The sequence below is a fragment of the Novosphingobium sp. SG707 genome (assembly GCF_012275515.1).
GTDB lineage: Bacteria > Pseudomonadota > Alphaproteobacteria > Sphingomonadales > Sphingomonadaceae > Novosphingobium.
Genome location: NZ_JAAZQL010000006.1, coordinates 241840 through 258512, shown reverse-complemented (window position 1 = coordinate 258512; position 16673 = coordinate 241840). Strand labels below are relative to the sequence as shown.

Annotated in this window: 15 protein-coding genes, 2 tRNA genes and 1 other RNA gene; 4 read left to right on the top strand and 14 right to left on the bottom strand. The window is 63.4% G+C overall.

All coding sequences use genetic code 11. The features are described 5' to 3' along the window. The first annotated feature begins 10 nt into the window (after nt 1–10). Entirely contained in the window at nt 11–661 is a 651-nt protein-coding gene (locus tag FHW92_RS17925) for an FKBP-type peptidyl-prolyl cis-trans isomerase (RefSeq protein WP_246870246.1), read from the top strand. Nucleotides 662–743: 82 nt separating this feature from the next. On the opposite strand, the gene FHW92_RS17920 is transcribed toward FHW92_RS17925, so the two are convergent. Both FHW92_RS17920 and FHW92_RS17915 read right to left on the bottom strand, forming a co-directional pair. Beyond that, nucleotides 744–829, bottom strand: a tRNA-Tyr gene (locus tag FHW92_RS17920). Nucleotides 830–1055: 226 nt separating this feature from the next. Then, a tRNA-Tyr gene (locus tag FHW92_RS17915) sits at nt 1056–1141 on the bottom strand. Between the two features lie 168 nt (nt 1142–1309). Between FHW92_RS17915 and rlmB the strand changes: the two genes are divergently transcribed. After that, on the top strand, nt 1310–2140 hold the full coding sequence (gene rlmB / locus FHW92_RS17910) for a 23S rRNA (guanosine(2251)-2'-O)-methyltransferase RlmB (protein WP_168604632.1): 831 nt from the start codon (nt 1310–1312) through the stop codon (nt 2138–2140). Between the two features lie 112 nt (nt 2141–2252). Here the strand turns inward: rlmB and FHW92_RS17905 are convergent, their stop codons facing one another. The 9 genes from FHW92_RS17905 to FHW92_RS17865 form a co-directional block, all read right to left on the bottom strand. Beyond that, nucleotides 2253–2525 carry an HU family DNA-binding protein gene (locus FHW92_RS17905; protein ID WP_168604631.1) on the bottom strand — a complete coding sequence of 91 codons (273 nt, stop codon included), beginning with the start codon at nt 2523–2525 and terminating at the stop codon, nt 2253–2255. A gap of 242 nt (nt 2526–2767) precedes the next feature. Then, nucleotides 2768–5197 (bottom strand): endopeptidase La, encoded by a 2430-nt coding sequence (gene lon, locus FHW92_RS17900; protein ID WP_172249323.1) that lies wholly within the window; start codon nt 5195–5197, stop codon nt 2768–2770. A gap of 146 nt (nt 5198–5343) precedes the next feature. Then, the gene (locus tag FHW92_RS17895) at nt 5344–6072 is read right to left on the bottom strand and encodes a trypsin-like peptidase domain-containing protein (protein WP_172249325.1); all 729 of its coding nucleotides are present in this window, start codon (nt 6070–6072) and stop codon (nt 5344–5346) included. 43 nt (nt 6073–6115) lie between these two features. Further along, entirely contained in the window at nt 6116–6451 is a 336-nt protein-coding gene (locus FHW92_RS17890; protein ID WP_168604628.1) for a YbaB/EbfC family nucleoid-associated protein, read from the bottom strand. Then, nucleotides 6452–8242, bottom strand: a complete 1791-nt coding sequence (locus FHW92_RS17885) for a DNA polymerase III subunit gamma/tau (protein ID WP_168604627.1) — start codon at nt 8240–8242, stop codon at nt 6452–6454. It abuts the gene before it with no gap. Nucleotides 8243–8515: 273 nt separating this feature from the next. Continuing rightward, nucleotides 8516–8610, bottom strand: an RNA gene (ffs, locus tag FHW92_RS17880) — signal recognition particle sRNA small type. Between the two features lie 47 nt (nt 8611–8657). Further along, complete coding sequence (locus tag FHW92_RS17875; RefSeq protein ID WP_168604626.1) at nt 8658–8936, bottom strand: ETC complex I subunit; 279 nt, start codon at nt 8934–8936, stop codon at nt 8658–8660. A gap of 33 nt (nt 8937–8969) precedes the next feature. Beyond that, on the bottom strand, nt 8970–11417 hold the full coding sequence (gene hrpB, locus FHW92_RS17870) for an ATP-dependent helicase HrpB (protein ID WP_168604625.1): 2448 nt from the start codon (nt 11415–11417) through the stop codon (nt 8970–8972). Between the two features lie 267 nt (nt 11418–11684). After that, a complete protein-coding gene (locus FHW92_RS17865; protein WP_168604624.1) occupies nt 11685–12716 on the bottom strand; it encodes a polyprenyl synthetase family protein in 1032 nt (343 codons plus the stop codon). 74 nt (nt 12717–12790) lie between these two features. Here FHW92_RS17865 and FHW92_RS17860 point away from each other — a divergent pair, with 74 nt between their 5' ends. Then, nucleotides 12791–13111, top strand: a complete 321-nt coding sequence (locus FHW92_RS17860) for a chorismate mutase (RefSeq protein ID WP_168604623.1) — start codon at nt 12791–12793, stop codon at nt 13109–13111. A 211-nt stretch (nt 13112–13322) separates the two neighbouring features. Here the strand turns inward: FHW92_RS17860 and FHW92_RS17855 are convergent, their stop codons facing one another. The 3 genes from FHW92_RS17855 to FHW92_RS17845 all read right to left on the bottom strand — a co-directional run bounded on the left by FHW92_RS17855 (nt 13323) and on the right by FHW92_RS17845 (nt 15739). After that, a complete protein-coding gene (locus tag FHW92_RS17855; protein ID WP_168604722.1) occupies nt 13323–14654 on the bottom strand; it encodes a HAMP domain-containing sensor histidine kinase in 1332 nt (443 codons plus the stop codon). Nucleotides 14655–14747: 93 nt separating this feature from the next. Next, the gene (locus tag FHW92_RS17850; RefSeq protein WP_168604622.1) at nt 14748–15416 is read right to left on the bottom strand and encodes a response regulator transcription factor; all 669 of its coding nucleotides are present in this window, start codon (nt 15414–15416) and stop codon (nt 14748–14750) included. An 80-nt stretch (nt 15417–15496) separates the two neighbouring features. Next, nucleotides 15497–15739, bottom strand: a complete 243-nt coding sequence (locus FHW92_RS17845; protein ID WP_246405060.1) for a PepSY domain-containing protein — start codon at nt 15737–15739, stop codon at nt 15497–15499. Between the two features lie 230 nt (nt 15740–15969). Between FHW92_RS17845 and FHW92_RS17840 the strand changes: the two genes are divergently transcribed. Further along, entirely contained in the window at nt 15970–16641 is a 672-nt protein-coding gene (locus FHW92_RS17840; RefSeq protein WP_168604621.1) for an SIMPL domain-containing protein, read from the top strand. Nucleotides 16642–16673 lie beyond the last annotated feature (32 nt).

Here is a 16673-nt window from a genome sequence, read left to right as displayed (position 1 = left end):
CCTCGCGGCCATGAAGCAACTGTCTCGCGCTCTGTCGCCCCTCGCCCCGTCCCTGTTTTCTCTGGCGGCCCTGTCGCTGATGATCGGCACCGCCCAGGCCGCCGCCCCGGCGCACAAAGCCGCCGCGGCAAAACCTGCCGCGACCAAGCCCGCGCCCAAAGCGGGCAATGACATCATTCCTTTGCCGCTCAATCCCATCCTCCCGGCCTCTCAGCGTGTATGCGGCACCAAGACCGCCTCGGGCGTCAGCTTCACCATGCTGCGTCCTGCCACCGGCCCTGTGCCCGCCGAAGAGGATTATGTGCTGGTCAATTACATCGGCTATCTGGCCGCCACGGGCGCGGTCTTCGATCAGGGCATGCACGCAACCTTTCCCGTTGCGGGCGTGATCCCCGGCTTTTCCCAGGGGCTTCAGATGGTGCCCAAGGGCGGCATCGCGCGTTTCTGCATTCCGGCGGCCATGGGCTATGGCGCCCAGGCCGCAGGCCCCATCCCCGCCAATTCGGATCTGGTGTTTCAGGTTGAGCTGATCGACTACAAGACCGGCGCCGAGATCGAAACCATGCGCAAGGCCCGCGCGGCGGCAACGGCCCCGGCCGAAACCGCCCCTGCGACCACGCCTGCGCCCAATCCGGCACCTGCTGGCACGCCTCAGCAATAAGACCAGACGCTGCGCCGGGCCGAGCGCCTGGCGCAGCGTCATAGGCGGTTCGCCCTGTTCATGCTGAACTTTGAAGAAACGGTGGTGGACAGGGCTAGATTCGAACTAGCGTACGCTTGCGCGGGCAGATTTACAGTCTGCTGCCTTTAACCACTCGGCCACCTGTCCACACCGTCAGGCCTCTTTGACAGAGGCATCGAGCTGGGGTCTCCCCCGAATGACCCCATCTGCATGGAGCCGTTCAGCCGAGGTCCGCGCCTATGCGGATGTTGCTCGCATCTGTCAACAGGCAGAAATCATTGCGCACAAATTCTGTCGCAAAAGCCCCGGCGCGTGCCGACACAATGGCCCTTGGGGCCGGATCACGATGAATTGTCTGGAAAAACTGCAACGGTGGTGGACAGGGCTAGATTCGAACTAGCGTACGCTCTCGCGGGCAGATTTACAGTCTGCTGCCATTAACCACTCGGCCACCTGTCCACACCGTCAGGCCTCTTGCGAGGCTATCCAGCTTGGGGGTCTCCCCCCGAATGGCCCCATTTATGTGGAGCCGTTCAGCCGAGGACCGCGCCTATGAGGATCTTGCCCTTGCCTGTCAACACTCGAATTGGCAAAGGCGGGGAAATTTTTTCCAGAAAGGACAATTTCATGAGCCGCCACAGCGACGACGACAGCCAACAGGGCGGACGCGGAAAGGGCAAGGCCATGCGTGGCCGCGCAGGACGTATGCAGGGCGGGCGCGGTTCGGGCCGGGCCAGCAAGGGCGCGGTGCGCCTGTGGGGCCACCACGCGGTCGAGGCCGCATTGAAGAACCCCGATCGCCGCCACCGCAAACTGTGGGCCACGCGCGAAGCCATCGCGAATCTGGATGGCGAGCTTCCCGCTGATTTCACGATCGAATATGCGCAAGCTGCCGATCTTGGCCGCCTTGTTGCACGCGATGCGCCGCATCAGGGGCTGGTGCTGGAATGCGACGCGCTGGAGGATGTTTTCCTCGATGACGTGCTGAGTGGCGATCCCTCGCGCCCGCTCGTCGTGCTTGATCAGGTGACCGATCCGCATAATGTCGGCGCGATCCTGCGCTCGGCTGCGGCCTTCAATGCGGCCGCGATCATCACTCAGGACCGCCATGCTCCGCCCGAATCGGGTGTGCTCGCCAAATCGGCCAGCGGGGCGCTGGAGGTCGTTCCCTGGGTCCGCGTGGTCAATCTGGCTCGCGCGCTCGAAGAAATCGCCGAGGCCGGTTATTGGCGCATCGGTCTGGCGGGCGAGGCCGAGGTGACTCTGTCGCAGGCGATGAGCGCGGGTCCTGTCGCGCTGGTGCTGGGCGCAGAGGGTGAAGGCATGCGCCACAATATCACCCAGCATTGCGATGTTCTTGCCCGTCTGCCGATCAGCGAGGCGATGGAATCGCTCAACGTGTCGAATGCCGCCGCCATCGCGCTCTATGCCGTTGCCACGCGCGAAGAGGCCGAATAAGCCCCTTCCCATGCCTCAAACAAAAACGCCGCCCGGATGATCCGAGGCGGCGTTTTTCTTTCTGCTTATGGCTGCGAGGCGTTTCAGCCATTCAGCAGTCAAAAACGGGTGATCAGTTCACCGCGTCCTTCAGGCCCTTGCCGGCCTTGAACTTGGGCTGAGCCGAAGCCGAGATCGCCAGAGGTTCGCCGGTGCGGGGGTTGCGACCGGTCGAGGCCTTGCGCTTGGCCACCGAGAAAGTGCCAAAGCCGACCAGACGGACTTCATCGCCAGCCTTCAGAGCAGCGGTAATCGCTTCGAACACGCCTTCGACGGCCTTGGTCGCATCATTGCGGGTAAGGCCGCTGGCTTCGGCAACCGCGCCGATCAGTTCGTTCTTATTCATTTGGGTACCCCCGGAAAGGACGTTGAGAATATCTGTTTGAGTCGCCTCGACAGCGGGCGGAATTGAGCGACTTTTAATGGCGCTGTCAAAGCGAAATGCGGTTAAAAACCCGCAATTATCCCCGAAAATCGGGGGTTTTCGACGAATGGATGGCTAAACTCGGCCTGTCGTGGCCAAACCGCAATGCGGCGACCCGGGGGTAAACCCGAGTCGCCGCATTGCAGCAAAATTGGGGCAGCAGATCAGTGCGCCGTGGCCGAAGAAGCCGGTGGCGCGCCCGCAGGCGCCGCGCCGGGCTGGCTGGCCAGATCATCGGCCTCGGTCCATTCGATGGCCTGCGGCACCTCAACCAGCGCGCGCGCCAGCACCTGATCGACATGGCTGACGGGCACGATCTCCAGACCTTCGCGGATATTGGCCGGAATCTCGGCCAGATCCTTGGCATTCTCCTCGGGGATCAGCACGGTCTTGATGCCGCCACGCAGCGCGGCCAGCAGCTTTTCCTTCAGCCCCCCGATCGCCAGCACACGGCCCCGCAGCGTGACCTCGCCGGTCATCGCCACATCGGCGCGCACGGGGATGCCGGTCAGCGTGGACACCATCGCCGTCACCATCCCGATGCCCGCGCTCGGCCCATCCTTGGGCACGGCGCCTTCGGGCAAGTGGATGTGCAGATCCTTGCGGTTGAAGATCGAAGGCTTGATCCCATAGGCAGGCGCGCGGGCCTTCACGAACGAAAACGCCATCTGCACGCTCTCGCTCATCACCTCGCCCAGCTTGCCCGTGGTCTTGACCGCGCCCTTGCCCGGCACGGTCACGCTTTCGATGGTCAGCAATTCGCCGCCCACCTCGGTCCAGGCCAGCCCGGTCACCGAACCGATCTGATTTTCCTCATCCGAAACGCCATGACGGAATTTGCGGACACCGGCAAAATCGGCCAGGTTTTCGGGCGTGATCGTCACGCCCTTTTCCTTGCCCTCAAGGATCTTGCGCAGGCTCTTGCGCGCCAGCCGGGCGATCTCGCGCTCCAGCGTACGCACGCCCGCCTCGCGGGTGTAATAGCGGATCAGATCGCGCAGCGCGGGCTGGGTCAGGGTGAACTCACCCTTCTTCAACCCATGCGCCTCGATCTGCTTGGCCACCAGATGGCGCTCGGCGATCTCGACCTTCTCGTCCTCGGTGTACCCCTCCAGACGGATGATCTCCATGCGGTCCAGCAAAGGCTGGGGCAGGTTCAGACTGTTGGCCGTGCAGACGAACATGATGTCCGACAGATCGATGTCCAGTTCCAGATAGTGATCCTGGAACTTGGCATTCTGTTCCGGGTCCAGCACTTCGAGCAGCGCCGAAGCCGGATCGCCGCGGAAGTCCTGACCCAGCTTGTCGATCTCGTCGAGCAGGAACAGCGGATTGCTGGTGCCCGCCTTTTTCAGGTTCGACACGATCTTGCCCGGCATGGAGCCGATATAGGTGCGGCGGTGGCCGCGAATTTCGGCTTCATCACGCACGCCGCCCAGCGATTGCCGGATGAATTCGCGCCCGGTTGCCTTGGCAATGCTCTTGCCCAGCGAGGTCTTGCCCACGCCCGGCGGGCCGACGAGGCACAGGATCGGCCCCTTCAACTTGTTGGTCCGCGCCTGCACCGCCAGATATTCGATGATCCGGTCCTTGACCTTGTCCAGAGCATAGTGATCGGCATCGAGCACCGCCTGCGCCGCGCCAATATCCTTCTTCAGCTTGCTCTTCTTGCCCCAGGGCAGACCCAGCAGCACGTCGAGATAATTGCGCACGACGGTCGCCTCGGCGCTCATCGGCTGCATCGTCTTGAGCTTCTTCAGCTCCGTCTCGGCCTTGGTCCGCGCTTCCTTGCTCAGCTTGAGCTTGTTGATGCGCTCCTGCAGCTCGGCAATTTCATTGGCGCCGTTTTCATCGCCGCCGCCCAGCTCGCTCTGAATCGCCTTCAACTGTTCGTTGAGGTAATATTCGCGCTGGGTCTTTTCCATCTGGCGCTTCACGCGGCCACGGATCCGGCGCTCCACCTGCAGAACGCCCAGTTCGCCTTCCATGAAGCCATAGACCATTTCCAGCCGCTTCAACGGATCGGTTTCCGACAGCAATGCCTGCTTGTCGGCCACCTTGGCGCTGATATGGCTGGCGATCTGATCGGCCAGCGCCGAGGCGTCCTCGATTTCGGAAAGCTGATCGCCCGCATCCTGCGAGAGCTTCTTGTTCAGCTTGGCATATTCGCCGAACTGATCCACCACGCTGCGCATCATGGCCGCGACTTCGGGCCCTTCGGCCTCGCCGCTTTCCACCGGCGCCAGTTCGGCGCGCAGCATCTCCTCTTCCTCGGTCAGGGCGACCATGCGCGCCCGCCGCGTGCCTTCGACCAGCACGCGCACCGTGCCGTCGGGCAGTTTCAGCAGTTGCAGCACCGTGGCCACCACGCCCACATCATAGAGGTCATCGGCATGGGGATCATCGCAACCCGGGTCCAGCTGGGCCAGCAGGAAGATATCCTTGTCGCCCGCCATGGCCGCTTCCAATGCGGCCACCGATTTTTCGCGACCCACAAACAGCGGCACCACCATGCCGGGAAAAACCACAATATCGCGCAGCGGCAGCATCGGCAGCGGCGCAATCACATTCGAGGGAGTGTTCTCGTCGGTCATAATCTTCCATTCAGGCTGCGCCTCAGAACGGCAGCCCCGCATTGTTTTTGAGGATATGGGGAGCGGATGCGCGTGGTGCAATGGGGAAAAGGGCCGCAATCGCCCATGTTGGCAATTTGCCCACAGAAGGCAGCGGCGCGGTTTTCCTATTTCGCCGCGCCGATCAGAGCGCGCAGACGGTCAAGCGGAACCGCCATGCCCAACAGATCGCCGCGATCCTTGCCCCCGCCCAGATGCAGGCCCAGCACACGGCCCGCCCCATCCACCACGGCGGCCCCGCTGCTGGCCTGCAAGGCCAGCGTGCCGTCGACAAAGGCATATTGCAGCGCATCGGGGCCATTATAGATCACCCGCGCGCCATAGCGCCGGATCCGCCCATCGCCCCCCATCGAGGCCACGATCCATACCTCATCGCCCACCACCGCCGCCTTGTCGGCCAGTTGCAGGCGGGTAGCGCCATTCAGGCTGGCCGGATCGGCGGCAAAGGCGGCCACATCGCGAAAGGGCGTGGCCATCGGCACCGCGCCTGGAATCGCCAGCGTACGCCGCGCGGCCCAATGCTGACCATCGCCATTGGTACAGCCGGTCATCTTCACATGCTCGGGCAGGTTTTCGGATGCGATCTGCGCCGCCAACCCGCCATTCGGCCCGAACAGATGCAGCGCCGTCACCAGAAAAAGCGCAGGAGGGCGCGGCGCCAGCGGATTGCTCGGGCTGGGCGGCTCGGTCATGTCGAGCAAAAAGGCGGTTCCGGCCGACATGGTGCTGTCATCAACCGAAAAGCTGGGATGACAGGTCGCGGCGGTCGGATCGGTCGCTTTGTCGCTCTCGACGGCCCCGGCCACTGGGGCCGCGCAGGTCAGCATGAGGGCCATGGCGCCACGCCACAGCCCTTGATGCATTCCCGTCATGGAGGGATCAGAACGGCAGCTTGAAGCCCGGCGGCAGGCCCATGCCGCTCTGCGCCTTGGCCAGTTCGGCCCCGGCAACTTCATCAGCCTTGGCGCGCGCATCGTTGAAAGCGGCCGCGATCAGGTCTTCCAGAATGCCCTTGTCGGCGGGCACCAGCAGGCTGTCATCGACCGAAACGCCGATAACGCGGCCCTTGGCACTGGCCCGGATCTTGACCAGACCGCCGCCCGCGCTGCCTTCAACCTCGAGCGAATCCAGCTTCGACTGGGTTTCGTTCATCTGCTTCTGGATCGTTTCGGCGGCCTGCTGGGCGGCCTTGATCATTTCTTCCATCGACTTCATTTAACGGCTCCCATAGGACTGGCGGCGAGCAAAACCGCCAGACTGTCCTTCATCGGTAATATCCTGCGCCCCCGGAAACGCGGCCAATGCGGCCTGCATCAGGGGCGACTGCTGGCGCTGGCTGACCTGCGCCTCACGGGCCTTGGCTTCAACCTCCATCAAAGTCGGTTGGCCGCCTTCGCTGCGCTGCTCGACCTCCCACAGATCGCCGGTCACCTCACGCAGGATCTTGCGCAGATCCTCGACGATATTCATCGCAAAGCCCGGAGCCTGCTCGAAAACCAGCCGTGCGGGGGAAAGTTCCACCACGCGGACCTGTCCGCGCATCATCGCCCCCATGGGGATCGAATAATGCTCGACATGCTCGACCAATTGCCGCCATTCCATCGCCGGGGTGGCAGGCGCCTGCGCCGGTTCGCCGGGCGCAGAAGGCGGCAGGGCCACAGCCTGCGCGGCCAGCCCTTCAAGCTTTTTCACCAATTGCCCCGGATCGGGCATATCGGCGGCATGGAGGCAGCGCAGCAGCGCCATTTCCGCCGCCACCAAGGGCGCGGGCGCGGTCTTGACCTCGTCGTGCCCCTTGATCAACATTTGCCAGAGGCGGTGCAATTGCCCCGGCTGCAAACGCTTGGCCCAATCCTCGATGGCCTTGCGCTCATCCTCGGAAACGGCCTTGACCTCGCCGCGCCCGACCTGGGCCACGGTGATGCGGTGGGTGATTTCCATGGCAGAGCGCATCAGGGCGATAGGCTCAACCCCCAATGCGAATTGAGCCGACACCAGATCGAGCAAGGCGCCGCCATCCCCGTTCAGCAAGGCGGCGAACAGCTTGCGCTGCACGCTCTTGTCGGCCAGCCCCAACATCTCGCGCACGCTCTCGGCGGTGACATGGGTATGGTCGGAATCGCTGGCCAGATCGGCATGGGCAATCGCCTGATCGAGGATCGAAAGACCGTCGCGCGCCGAACCTTCAGCCGCCTCGGCAATCATGCCCAGCGCCTCGGCCTCAATGGCCACGCCTTCTTTTTCGCAGATCGCGCCGAAATGCTCGGCCAGCAATTTGGCCGGGATGCGTTTCAGGTCAAACCGCTGACACCGCGACAGGACGGTGATCGGCAGCTTGTCGACCTCGGTAGTCGCGAAAAGAAATTTCACATGTGCAGGCGGCTCCTCAAGAGTCTTGAGCAACGCATTGAAAGCATTGCGTGAAAGCATGTGAACTTCGTCGATGATATAGATCTTGTAGCGCGCAGAAACCGCCGCATAGCGCACCGCCTCGATGATCTCGCGCACGTCGTCCACGCCGGTATGGCTGGCCGCGTCCATCTCGATCACGTCAATATGCCGCCCCTCGGCAATCGCCACGCAAGGCTCGCAGACGCCGCAGGGCGAAATCGTCGGACCGCCCTTGCCATCGACTCCCACGCAATTGAGCGCCTTGGCGATCAGGCGCGCGGTGGAGGTCTTGCCCACGCCGCGAATGCCGGTCATCAAAAACGCATGGGCCAGACGATCGCGCTTGATCGCATTGGCCAGCGTCTGAACCATCGCGTCCTGACCGATCAGCTCGGCAAAAGTCTGCGAACGATATTTGCGGGCCAGCACGCGATAGGGCTGCGCCGAAACCACGGGCGCGGGGGTGGGCGCCGGGTCGGGCGCGCCGAACATGCTCTCCTGCCCCGCCTCTTCCAGTTCGGCCGCACTGGGCTGATCTTCTGGCGCGTCATCGTCCCACGGCAGATCATCGCCGTCATCGTCGTCGCCGAACATGTCCGAGGAATCAGTCATCATGAATGTCTAACTAGGGCTTGGGGAGAAGAAGGGAAGGATAAATGCGAGGGACTCGTCCCTCGCGCTCCCATTACTGTCTTTGTTGCACTTTGCATCGCCCAAGGTGCAACGCCGCACCGCCGGAGGCTACAAAATTTAGCCGCTTCGCGGAATGTCGGTGTTTTCGCACCACCCCAGTCATGGGATTGCAAAGGGTCGAGACCCTTTGCCCGCCGGAGGCATAAACCACCCACCGCACAAACAAAAAAACCAGCCCGAAAGCTGGTTCTTTGTAACGTAGGAGCCGGCCGACCCGCGGCAATTCCGTTGTGGCTGCTTCCTTCCGGACCTGACCAGGTTGGCGGACGCAACGTCCGACCGACTCCCGGAGCGGCCTATGGCGAGGCTTGCCGCGAAAGGCAAGCCCCTTTGATGCTTAGCGGAAATTATCCGCGTAAGCCTGCAGCTTAAGGCGGCGCGGCGGGGTGGCGTGGATAGTGGCGAGGATGCCATGCTTGTCGGCATAGGCTTTCGCTTCATCCAGCGAGGCGAACTTGAGGCTCACCTGATTTTGCGTGTCGGCGCTGCCGGGCCAGCCCATCAGGGGGTCGGGACGGCGGGCTTCATTGGGGGCGAATTCGAGGATCCACTGGTCCAGCAGGGCCTTGCCGGACTGCATGGCGTTCTTCGGGCGCTGAAAGATACGTGCGGTCATAGGCGCTGCCATGCCAGCGAATCGCGCCATAAATCAAGAGCGACGTTGGGCATGAAACGCGTTTTTCGTCTTCAAACTGGGGTCTTCGGCCCATGGCTCGTCGGGCCAGCGGTGTTTGGGGTACCGGCCCTTCATATCTTTGACCACATCGCGCCACGATCCGCGCCAAAATCCGGGCAGATCCATCGTGGTCTGGATCGGCTTTCCGCCCGGCGAAGTAAGCAAAAGTCGCAAAGGCTGGGGCGGATTGCCAAAGGTGGGGTGGCGCTCAAGGCCGAACAGCGCCTGCACGCGCACCTCGACCGATGGCCCGCCCGCATCGTCATAATCGATGGGATGCGTGCTGCCCGCCGGGCTGCGGAACTCGCCGGGCACCAGCCGGTCGAGCGTCTGCTTCCCATCCCAGCCCAGCCGGTCGAGCAAAGCCTGATGCAACGCCCCGGCCTCCACCGAATCAAGCCGCCGTTTGAGATGCGGCCCCGCCCAATCCTCCAGATCAGCCAGCAAGGCCGCCTCGCTCAACGCCTCCACCCCGGCAAAGCGCGCGCGCTTGAGTAGGCCCTGACTGGCCCGCCCCAAAGGAAGCAAGCCCAGCCCCTCGGCCCGGATCCGCTCGCACAGGAAAGCCGTGATCGCGGCGGGATCGGGCTTGGGATCGCTGCCCCGCATAAACACAAAGGCCCCCAGCCGCCGCTCGAGCAAAGCCTCAACCCGCCGCTCATCCGCCACCCAGCGCAAGGTGGAACGCCGCTCGATCCGGTGCGCCAGATGTTCGAGCACTTCGGCCTCGGAAAGGGCAATCGCCCCGGTAATCCGCGCGCCCTTGGCCGACCCTTGGGCCTCGCCCACGGCCAGATATTCGGCGCGGGCCAGCGAGGACAGGCCATCGAGCACCAGCCCCCTGCCCCCCGCCGCCAGCCATTCCTCACCGCTGGCATCGCGCCGCTTGGCAAGATTGTCCGGGAAACCTTCGGCCAGCAAAACGCCTGCGGGCGGGGCCTCGCCGGGAATGCGCGCGACCAGCTTTTCGGCCCGCCGCGCCCATTGCTTGGCCATTTGCCGCGCCGCCTCGGCCTTGGCCGAACGGTCGCTCCGCCAGCGATCGAGCCGCGTCAGCAGATCCTCGCCCCGCCCGCCCAGCGCGCGCTCCTGCAGCAGAAAGGCCAGCATGGCCGCCGCCTCCCCCGCCCCGCGCGCCGCGCCATAGAGCAGCATATGCGCCTGTTCCGGCCCCATCGGCAGACTTGCCATCGCGCGGCCATGTTCGGTGATCCGGTCGCCATCCAGCGCGCCAAGGCTGACCAGCTTGGCCCGCGCTGCCGACAGGGCCGCCGCCGGAGGAGGATCAATCCACGCCATTGCGCCCGGATCAAGCGCCCCCCACTGCGCCAGCGCCAGGGTAAAAGGCGCCAGATCACTGGTCAGCATTTCGGGCGAATCGAAGGCGGGGCGACCGGCATGAGCGGCTTCCTCCCACAGGCGATAAGCGACGCCCGGCCCCTGACGCGCGGCGCGGCCCGCGCGCTGGGCGGCGGCGGCCTGCGAGGATCGCGTGGTAATAAGGCGCGTGACGCCCGCCGCCTTGTCATATTCCGGGCGGCGCGACAGGCCGCAATCAACCACCACCGACACGCCATCAAGCGTCAGCGAAGTCTCGGCAATGCTGGTGGCCAGAACGATGCGGCGGCGACCTTCGGGATCGCGGCGAATCGCGGCGCGCTGGGCCTGCGGCTCGCATTGGCCGTGCAGGGGCAGGATCGGCACATTCTTCAGCCGCTCCTCCAGCTTTTCCGCCACGCGGGTGATCTCGCCCACGCCGGGCAGGAAGGCCAGAATATCGCCCTCCTCCTCGCGCCATGCGGTCAGGATCGCGCTCACCATCTGTTCTTCGATCCGCGCCTCGGCCCGCGCGCCCAGCCAGCGGATGGTCAAAGGCCAGGCCCGCCCCTCGCTCTCGATCACAGGCGTATCGGGGCCGAGCAAGGCGGCAAAACGCTCGCCGTCAATCGTGGCCGACATCGGGATGATGCGCAGATCTTCGCGCAGGACTTGCTGACACTCTACAGCAAGAGCAAGGCCTAAGTCACTGTCAAGATTACGCTCATGCGCCTCGTCAAACAGGACCGCCGAAATACCGCTCAGCTCGGGATCGGCCAGAATGGTGGCGACAAAAATCGCCTCGGTGACCACCAGAATGCGAGTTTTCGCCGATTGCTTGCTGTCCAAACGGGTCAGATAGCCCACCGTCTGCCCGGCGCTCTCACCCATCATTTCGGCCATGCGCTCGGCCGCCGCGCGCGCCGCCACGCGCCGGGGCGAAAGCAGGATCACCTTGCCGTCACACCAAGCCTCGCGGATCAACGCGGGGGCCACGCTGGTCGTCTTGCCCGCACCGGGCGGCGCGATCAGCACGGCATTGGGGCGATCACGCAGGGCCTTCAGGAGTTCAGGCAGGACGGTATGGATGGGCAGGTCTGACACAGGTTTGCGTCATATGGATTTTAGGGGAAAAGGGAAGTGGGGCTCCGGCGAGGGATTTCGGGTGCCTCCGGCGGGCAAAGGGCGGGGGCCCTTTGCAATCCCGTTATGGGGTTGCGCCATGTTTGCGTCGGAGCGCTGTTCCGCGAAGCGGTTTATTATAGCCTGCGGCGAGGCAAGTTTGCGCAAGGCTGATCCCATAACGCAACGAATACAGTACTGGGATTGCAAAGGGTCGAGACCCTTTGCCCGCCGGAGGCCAACTACCTCTTAATACCGCCGCGCCACCGAAAACAGCGCCGCTTCCTCCAGCGCCGAACGCATCTCGCCAGCGGGGAAAATGCTCAGCGCATCAATCGCCTTCTGCGCATAATCCGCCGCGCGCTGACGGGTGGCCTCGACCGTCCCGTGGCGGGCGATGATCGCGATTGCCTCGGCCAGATCTTCGTCCTCGGCGCGGAAACCGGCGATGGCGTCGCGCCAGAACTGCTGCTCTTCCTCATTGCCGGCGGCATAGGCGAGGATGACCGGCAGGGTCATTTTGCCGTCGCGGAAATCGTCACCCTTGCCCTTGCCCATTTCGGCGGCTTCGGAATCATAGTCGATGGCGTCGTCCACCAACTGGAACGCCACGCCAAGGTAGCGGCCATAGTCGTCGAGCGCCTGCTCCTCGGCCGCGCTGCGCCCGGCCACAACCGCCGAAATACGGCAGGCGGCGGCGAAAAGCGCGGCGGTCTTGGCGGCGATGATCGAGAGATAATGCTCTTCGCTCGTCTCGATCTTGCGCTGGGCGGTCAACTGATCGACCTCGCCCTCGGCAATGATCGAGCTGGCGCGCGACAGGATGTCGAGCACGCGCAGCGATCCGGCCTCAACCATCAGTTCAAACGAACGGCTGAACAGATAGTCGCCGACCAGCACCGTGGCCGGATTGCCGTAGATGATATTGGCCGCCGCCTTGCCCCGGCGCAGGTCCGAGCCATCGACCACATCGTCATGCAGCAGCGTGGCGGTATGGATAAACTCAACCGCTGCGGCCAGCGCATATTGTGCGCCGCCCGTATAGCCAACCAGTTCCGCCGCCGCGACCGTCAGCATCGGGCGCAGACGCTTGCCCCCGCTCGAAATCAGATGCCCGGCAAGCTGCGGGATCAGCGGGATGTCGCTCTGCATCCGGCTCAGAATCACGGCGTTCACCTCGTCCATCCCCTTGGCCGTCAGCGCCAGCAAAGGGTCGATCGAGGGCTGAGGCGCATCCATGGGCGCCCCAAGTTCATTCAAGGAAACGGGTTGGGCAGTCATCGGGCTCGCATTGCGCCGCATCCCGCGCAAAGGCAAGGCTGGAATCGACCATTGTCTCATGCTAGCGGCGCTTTATGGTTGAAACGTCACATCAGGGCAGCCTTGTTGCCACCACCGATCCGGTTCTGGCCTCTTTCCGGTCGAGCATCGACAATATCGATGCCGCGCTGATTCACATTCTGGCCGAGCGATTCCGCATCACCAAGGCCGTGGGCGAATATAAAGCCGCCCACACCCTGCCCGCCAGCGACCCCGGCCGCGAAGAGCGCCAGATCGCCCGCCTGCGCAAGCTTGCCGAGGATGCGCAGCTTGATCCTGATTTTGGCGAAAAATTCCTGCGCTTCATCATTGATGAAGTGATCCGGCATCATGAGAAGGCCAAATTGGGCGAGTAAGGGTTAAGGGGTAAAGATGCCTCCGGCGGGCAAAGGGACTCAGTCCCTTTGCAATCCCGATACTTTGTTGCGCTATGAAATCGGTGTTGCGCAACCTTGCCGCGCCGCAGGCTATTAAACCGCTTCGCGGAATGGCGCCACGATGCACATTTGGCGCCACCCCATAATCGGATTGCAAAGGGCCCCCGCCCTTTGCCCGCCGGAGGCACCCTTAACCTTTAACCTCTATCCCCCGCGCTCTGGGCAATCGCAACTTCACCAGCAACCCGCCCAGATCCTCACTCTCGTCCAGCTCAACGTTTCCGCCATAGATTTCCGCCACATCGCGCACGATAGCCAGCCCCAACCCCGTGCCCGGTTTGCCCGTATCCAGCCGCGCGCCACGATCGAAGATACGGGTGCGCTCGGCCTCGGGGATGCCCATGCCGTCGTCCTCGACCCAGATTTCGACCAGTTCACCCTTGTCGCCCGCATCAATGGTGACGAAGACGCTGCCGCCGCCATATTTCGCCGCATTTTCAATCAGATTGCCCAAAAGATCGTCCAGATCCTGCCGCTCGATGGCAACCTGAGCGTCATGCGATCCATCAAGGTCAAAGCGCGCATCGCCATAAAGTCGCTCGACCGCGCGCATCACCGATTTGGCCGCATCCCACACCACGGTGCGCGCCTGCCCCGCCCCGCGCCGCCCAACGGCCCGCGCGCGGGCAAGATGGTGCTCGACCTGCCTGCGCATGACCGCCGTTTCGCGCGCCACCGATTCGGCCAGATCGGGCTCCTTGGCCTGCGCCGCATTGAGCAGCACCGTCAGCGGCGTTTTGAGCGCATGGGCCAGATTGCCCGCATGGGTGCGCGCTTCCTCAGCCTGCCGCTCGTTGTGGGATAGCAGGTCGTTCAATTCCTGCACCAGCGGCTGCACCTCAACCGGCAGAGGGTCGTTCACCCGGTTGGCCCCGGTGCTGCGCATATGCGCGATGGCCAGACGCACGCGGCGCAGCGGCGAGAGGCCATACCAGCTCTGGATCGCCGCCATCAGCACAAGACCAAGGCCCAGCACGAGGAAGCTGTCGATCAGGATCGTGCGGATGCGCCGGATCTGCGCGTCCAGTTCATGCCGGCTCTCGGCCACCACGAACCACCACGTCGTATTGCTGCCCGGCAGGATGATCGAACGCTCCATGATGCGCAGGGGCTCGCCGGAAAACTGGCTCGAATCGAAAATATGGGCCTGCGTGTCCTGATGATCGGCCGAGATTTTCAGCGTGCGGTCCCAGAGCGAGCGGCTGGGGAAATCCTCATGCCCCTTGCCGCTGATCTGCCAATAGAGGCCGCTGTTGGGTTCAAGAAAACGCTGGTCGCCAAGGGGCCGGTTGAAGAACACCTCGCCGTCGGGGCCGATTTCGGCGCTGCCGATCATGCCGGTCAGCATATAGCCGAGCTGTTCGTCGAAATTGCGCGTGACCATCGCGGTCATCGCCCGGTCCAGCGCCAGCCCGCCCGCCAGCAGCAGCACCAAAATCCAGCCCACCGCGATCAGCATCATGCGCCGCGCAAGGCTGCCGGTGTATTTCACCTGGTCAACCCTGCCCGTATCGCTCTTTGCTGTTTCCGGCGCTTGGGCGCTGGCCATTGTTGCTTATCCGCGCGCCGGCTCGTCAAGGCTGTAGCCAAGCCCGCGGATCGTGGTGATCACATCGGCGCCCAGCTTCTTGCGAATGCGCGTAACAAACACCTCGATAGTGTTTGAATCGCGGTCGAAATCCTGATCGTAAATATGCTCGATCAACTCGGTGCGGCTGACCACCTTGCCCTTGTGATGAAGCAGATAGGAGAGCAGCTTGTATTCCTGCGCGGTCAGCTTCACCGGCTCACCGGCCAGCGTAACCCGACCTGAGCGCGTGTCGAGACGCACATCGCCCGCGATCAGTTCGGACGAGGAATTGCCCGAAGCACGGCGGATCAGCGCGCGCAGGCGGGCGATCAGTTCCTCGGTCTGAAACGGCTTGGCCAGATAATCGTCGGCGCCACCATCCAGCCCAGCCACCTTGTCCGACCACGAATCGCGCGCCGTCAGCACCAGCACGGGGAACTTGCGCCCCTCCTTGCGCCACATGGACAGCACCGTCAGCCCATCGATTTCGGGCAGGCCAAGGTCAAGGATCACCGCATCGTAATCTTCGGTGCTGCCCAGAAAATGGCCGTCCTCGCCATCGGTGGACAGGTCAACCGCATAGCCGGTCTGCTCCAGCGTTGTCTTGAGCTGGCGGCCCAGCGTGGGTTCATCCTCGACGATCAGGATCCGCATCTGGCACTTCCTTATTATTGGTCGGATTAACAGGGGAGATGGGCGCGGGGCACGCCTGCGTCAAGCAGCCGGGGCAAGGATCAGCGCCGCTGGCGCAGGATTTCCCCCGAACGCGCATCGACATCGACAAAGACCACACGCCCGTCCTTCACGAATTTCAGACGATAGGCCATGGCCAGCGGGTCATATTCAGGCCCCAGATATTGGGCCCCCGCCATCATCGGCAGCACATGCGTTTCGATTTCGCGCAAGGATCGCACATTGCCCGCGCGCATTTCGCGCCGGGCCTCGCCCTGCGCCTCACCCGGGCCGGCATGGGCCATCGGCACCGGCGGCAAAGCCAGCGCCGAAACCACCGCCCAAAGCGCCAGAGGGGCCATCATCAGCATAGAGGTGAGCCGTGTGAACATGGCGTCTGGGTTATCCGTTTGCGATTGAACACGATGTGAATAGAGAACATAGCGATTGTTCAGCCGGAAATGGAAGGCAAGGGGGCCAAATGAAAAGATGTTATTTTCTGGCGCTATGTTTTTGCGCCTCACCTCAAGTGGCCATGGCGCAGATCCCCTCGGCTCCCATGCTGACGATCGCGCCAAAGGGGCCGGTCGTTTCCCTGAATGTCGGTGACAGCGTGGAGCAGGCCCCCGACATCGCCATTCTCCATATCAGTCTGATCACCCGCAATCGCGAAACCCCGGCCGCCGTGGCGGCCAACAATGCGGGATTGGCAAAGCTGAAAACTGCCTTGATGGCAAAGGGCGTGCTTGCCTCGGACATCAAACAGGGCGGCCTTTCGGCCCATGACGAATTTGAAGGAGAAGGCGGCACGCGCCATCGCAAAGGCTTCATGATCGAAAACTATATTCAGGTGAAATTGCGCAAGCTGGATGGCCTGAACGACGTCATGGGCGCGGCCGTGGCCGCCGGGGCAACCAGCACCGGCAATCTGCAATTCGACGTTGCGAACAAAAGCGCGATCATGGACCGGCTGATCGCCAACGCCACCGCGCAGGGCCGCAGCAGGGCTATGATCCACGCTCAGGCGAACGGTTTTTCCTCAGTGCGATTGTTGAGCGTTACCGAAAGTGAGGCGCGTATGGCCCTGTTTGCGCCCCCCGCCCCCCGCTTCATGCCCAGAGAAGGCGAGACTGTTCCCCTCGACCTCACGCCCCGCCCCGTCACCATTTCCGTGTCGCTGGCCATGGCCTTTGAACTGACCAACTGACGCGGCTTGCCATGGCCGCTGTTGCCCCCTAA

Coding starts and splice junctions, on each gene's coding strand:
- FHW92_RS17905 (WP_168604631.1), bottom strand. CDS start 2,525: ATGAATAAGAACGAACTGATCGGCGCGGTTGCCGAAGCCAGCGGCCTT.
- FHW92_RS17885 (WP_168604627.1), bottom strand. CDS start 8,242: ATGATGACTGATTCCTCGGACATGTTCGGCGACGACGATGACGGCGAT.
- FHW92_RS17895 (WP_172249325.1), bottom strand. CDS start 6,072: ATGGCCCTCATGCTGACCTGCGCGGCCCCAGTGGCCGGGGCCGTCGAG.
- FHW92_RS17925 (WP_246870246.1), top strand. CDS start 11: ATGAAGCAACTGTCTCGCGCTCTGTCGCCCCTCGCCCCGTCCCTGTTT.
- FHW92_RS17855 (WP_168604722.1), bottom strand. CDS start 14,654: ATGATGCTGATCGCGGTGGGCTGGATTTTGGTGCTGCTGCTGGCGGGC.
- FHW92_RS17875 (WP_168604626.1), bottom strand. CDS start 8,936: ATGACCGCACGTATCTTTCAGCGCCCGAAGAACGCCATGCAGTCCGGC.
- FHW92_RS17860 (WP_168604623.1), top strand. CDS start 12,791: ATGGTTGAAACGTCACATCAGGGCAGCCTTGTTGCCACCACCGATCCG.
- lon (WP_172249323.1), bottom strand. CDS start 5,197: ATGACCGACGAGAACACTCCCTCGAATGTGATTGCGCCGCTGCCGATG.
- FHW92_RS17840 (WP_168604621.1), top strand. CDS start 15,970: ATGGCGCAGATCCCCTCGGCTCCCATGCTGACGATCGCGCCAAAGGGG.
- FHW92_RS17850 (WP_168604622.1), bottom strand. CDS start 15,416: ATGCGGATCCTGATCGTCGAGGATGAACCCACGCTGGGCCGCCAGCTC.
- FHW92_RS17890 (WP_168604628.1), bottom strand. CDS start 6,451: ATGAAGTCGATGGAAGAAATGATCAAGGCCGCCCAGCAGGCCGCCGAA.
- FHW92_RS17845 (WP_246405060.1), bottom strand. CDS start 15,739: ATGGCCCATGCCGGCCCGGGTGAGGCGCAGGGCGAGGCCCGGCGCGAA.
- rlmB (WP_168604632.1), top strand. CDS start 1,310: ATGAGCCGCCACAGCGACGACGACAGCCAACAGGGCGGACGCGGAAAG.
- FHW92_RS17865 (WP_168604624.1), bottom strand. CDS start 12,716: ATGACTGCCCAACCCGTTTCCTTGAATGAACTTGGGGCGCCCATGGAT.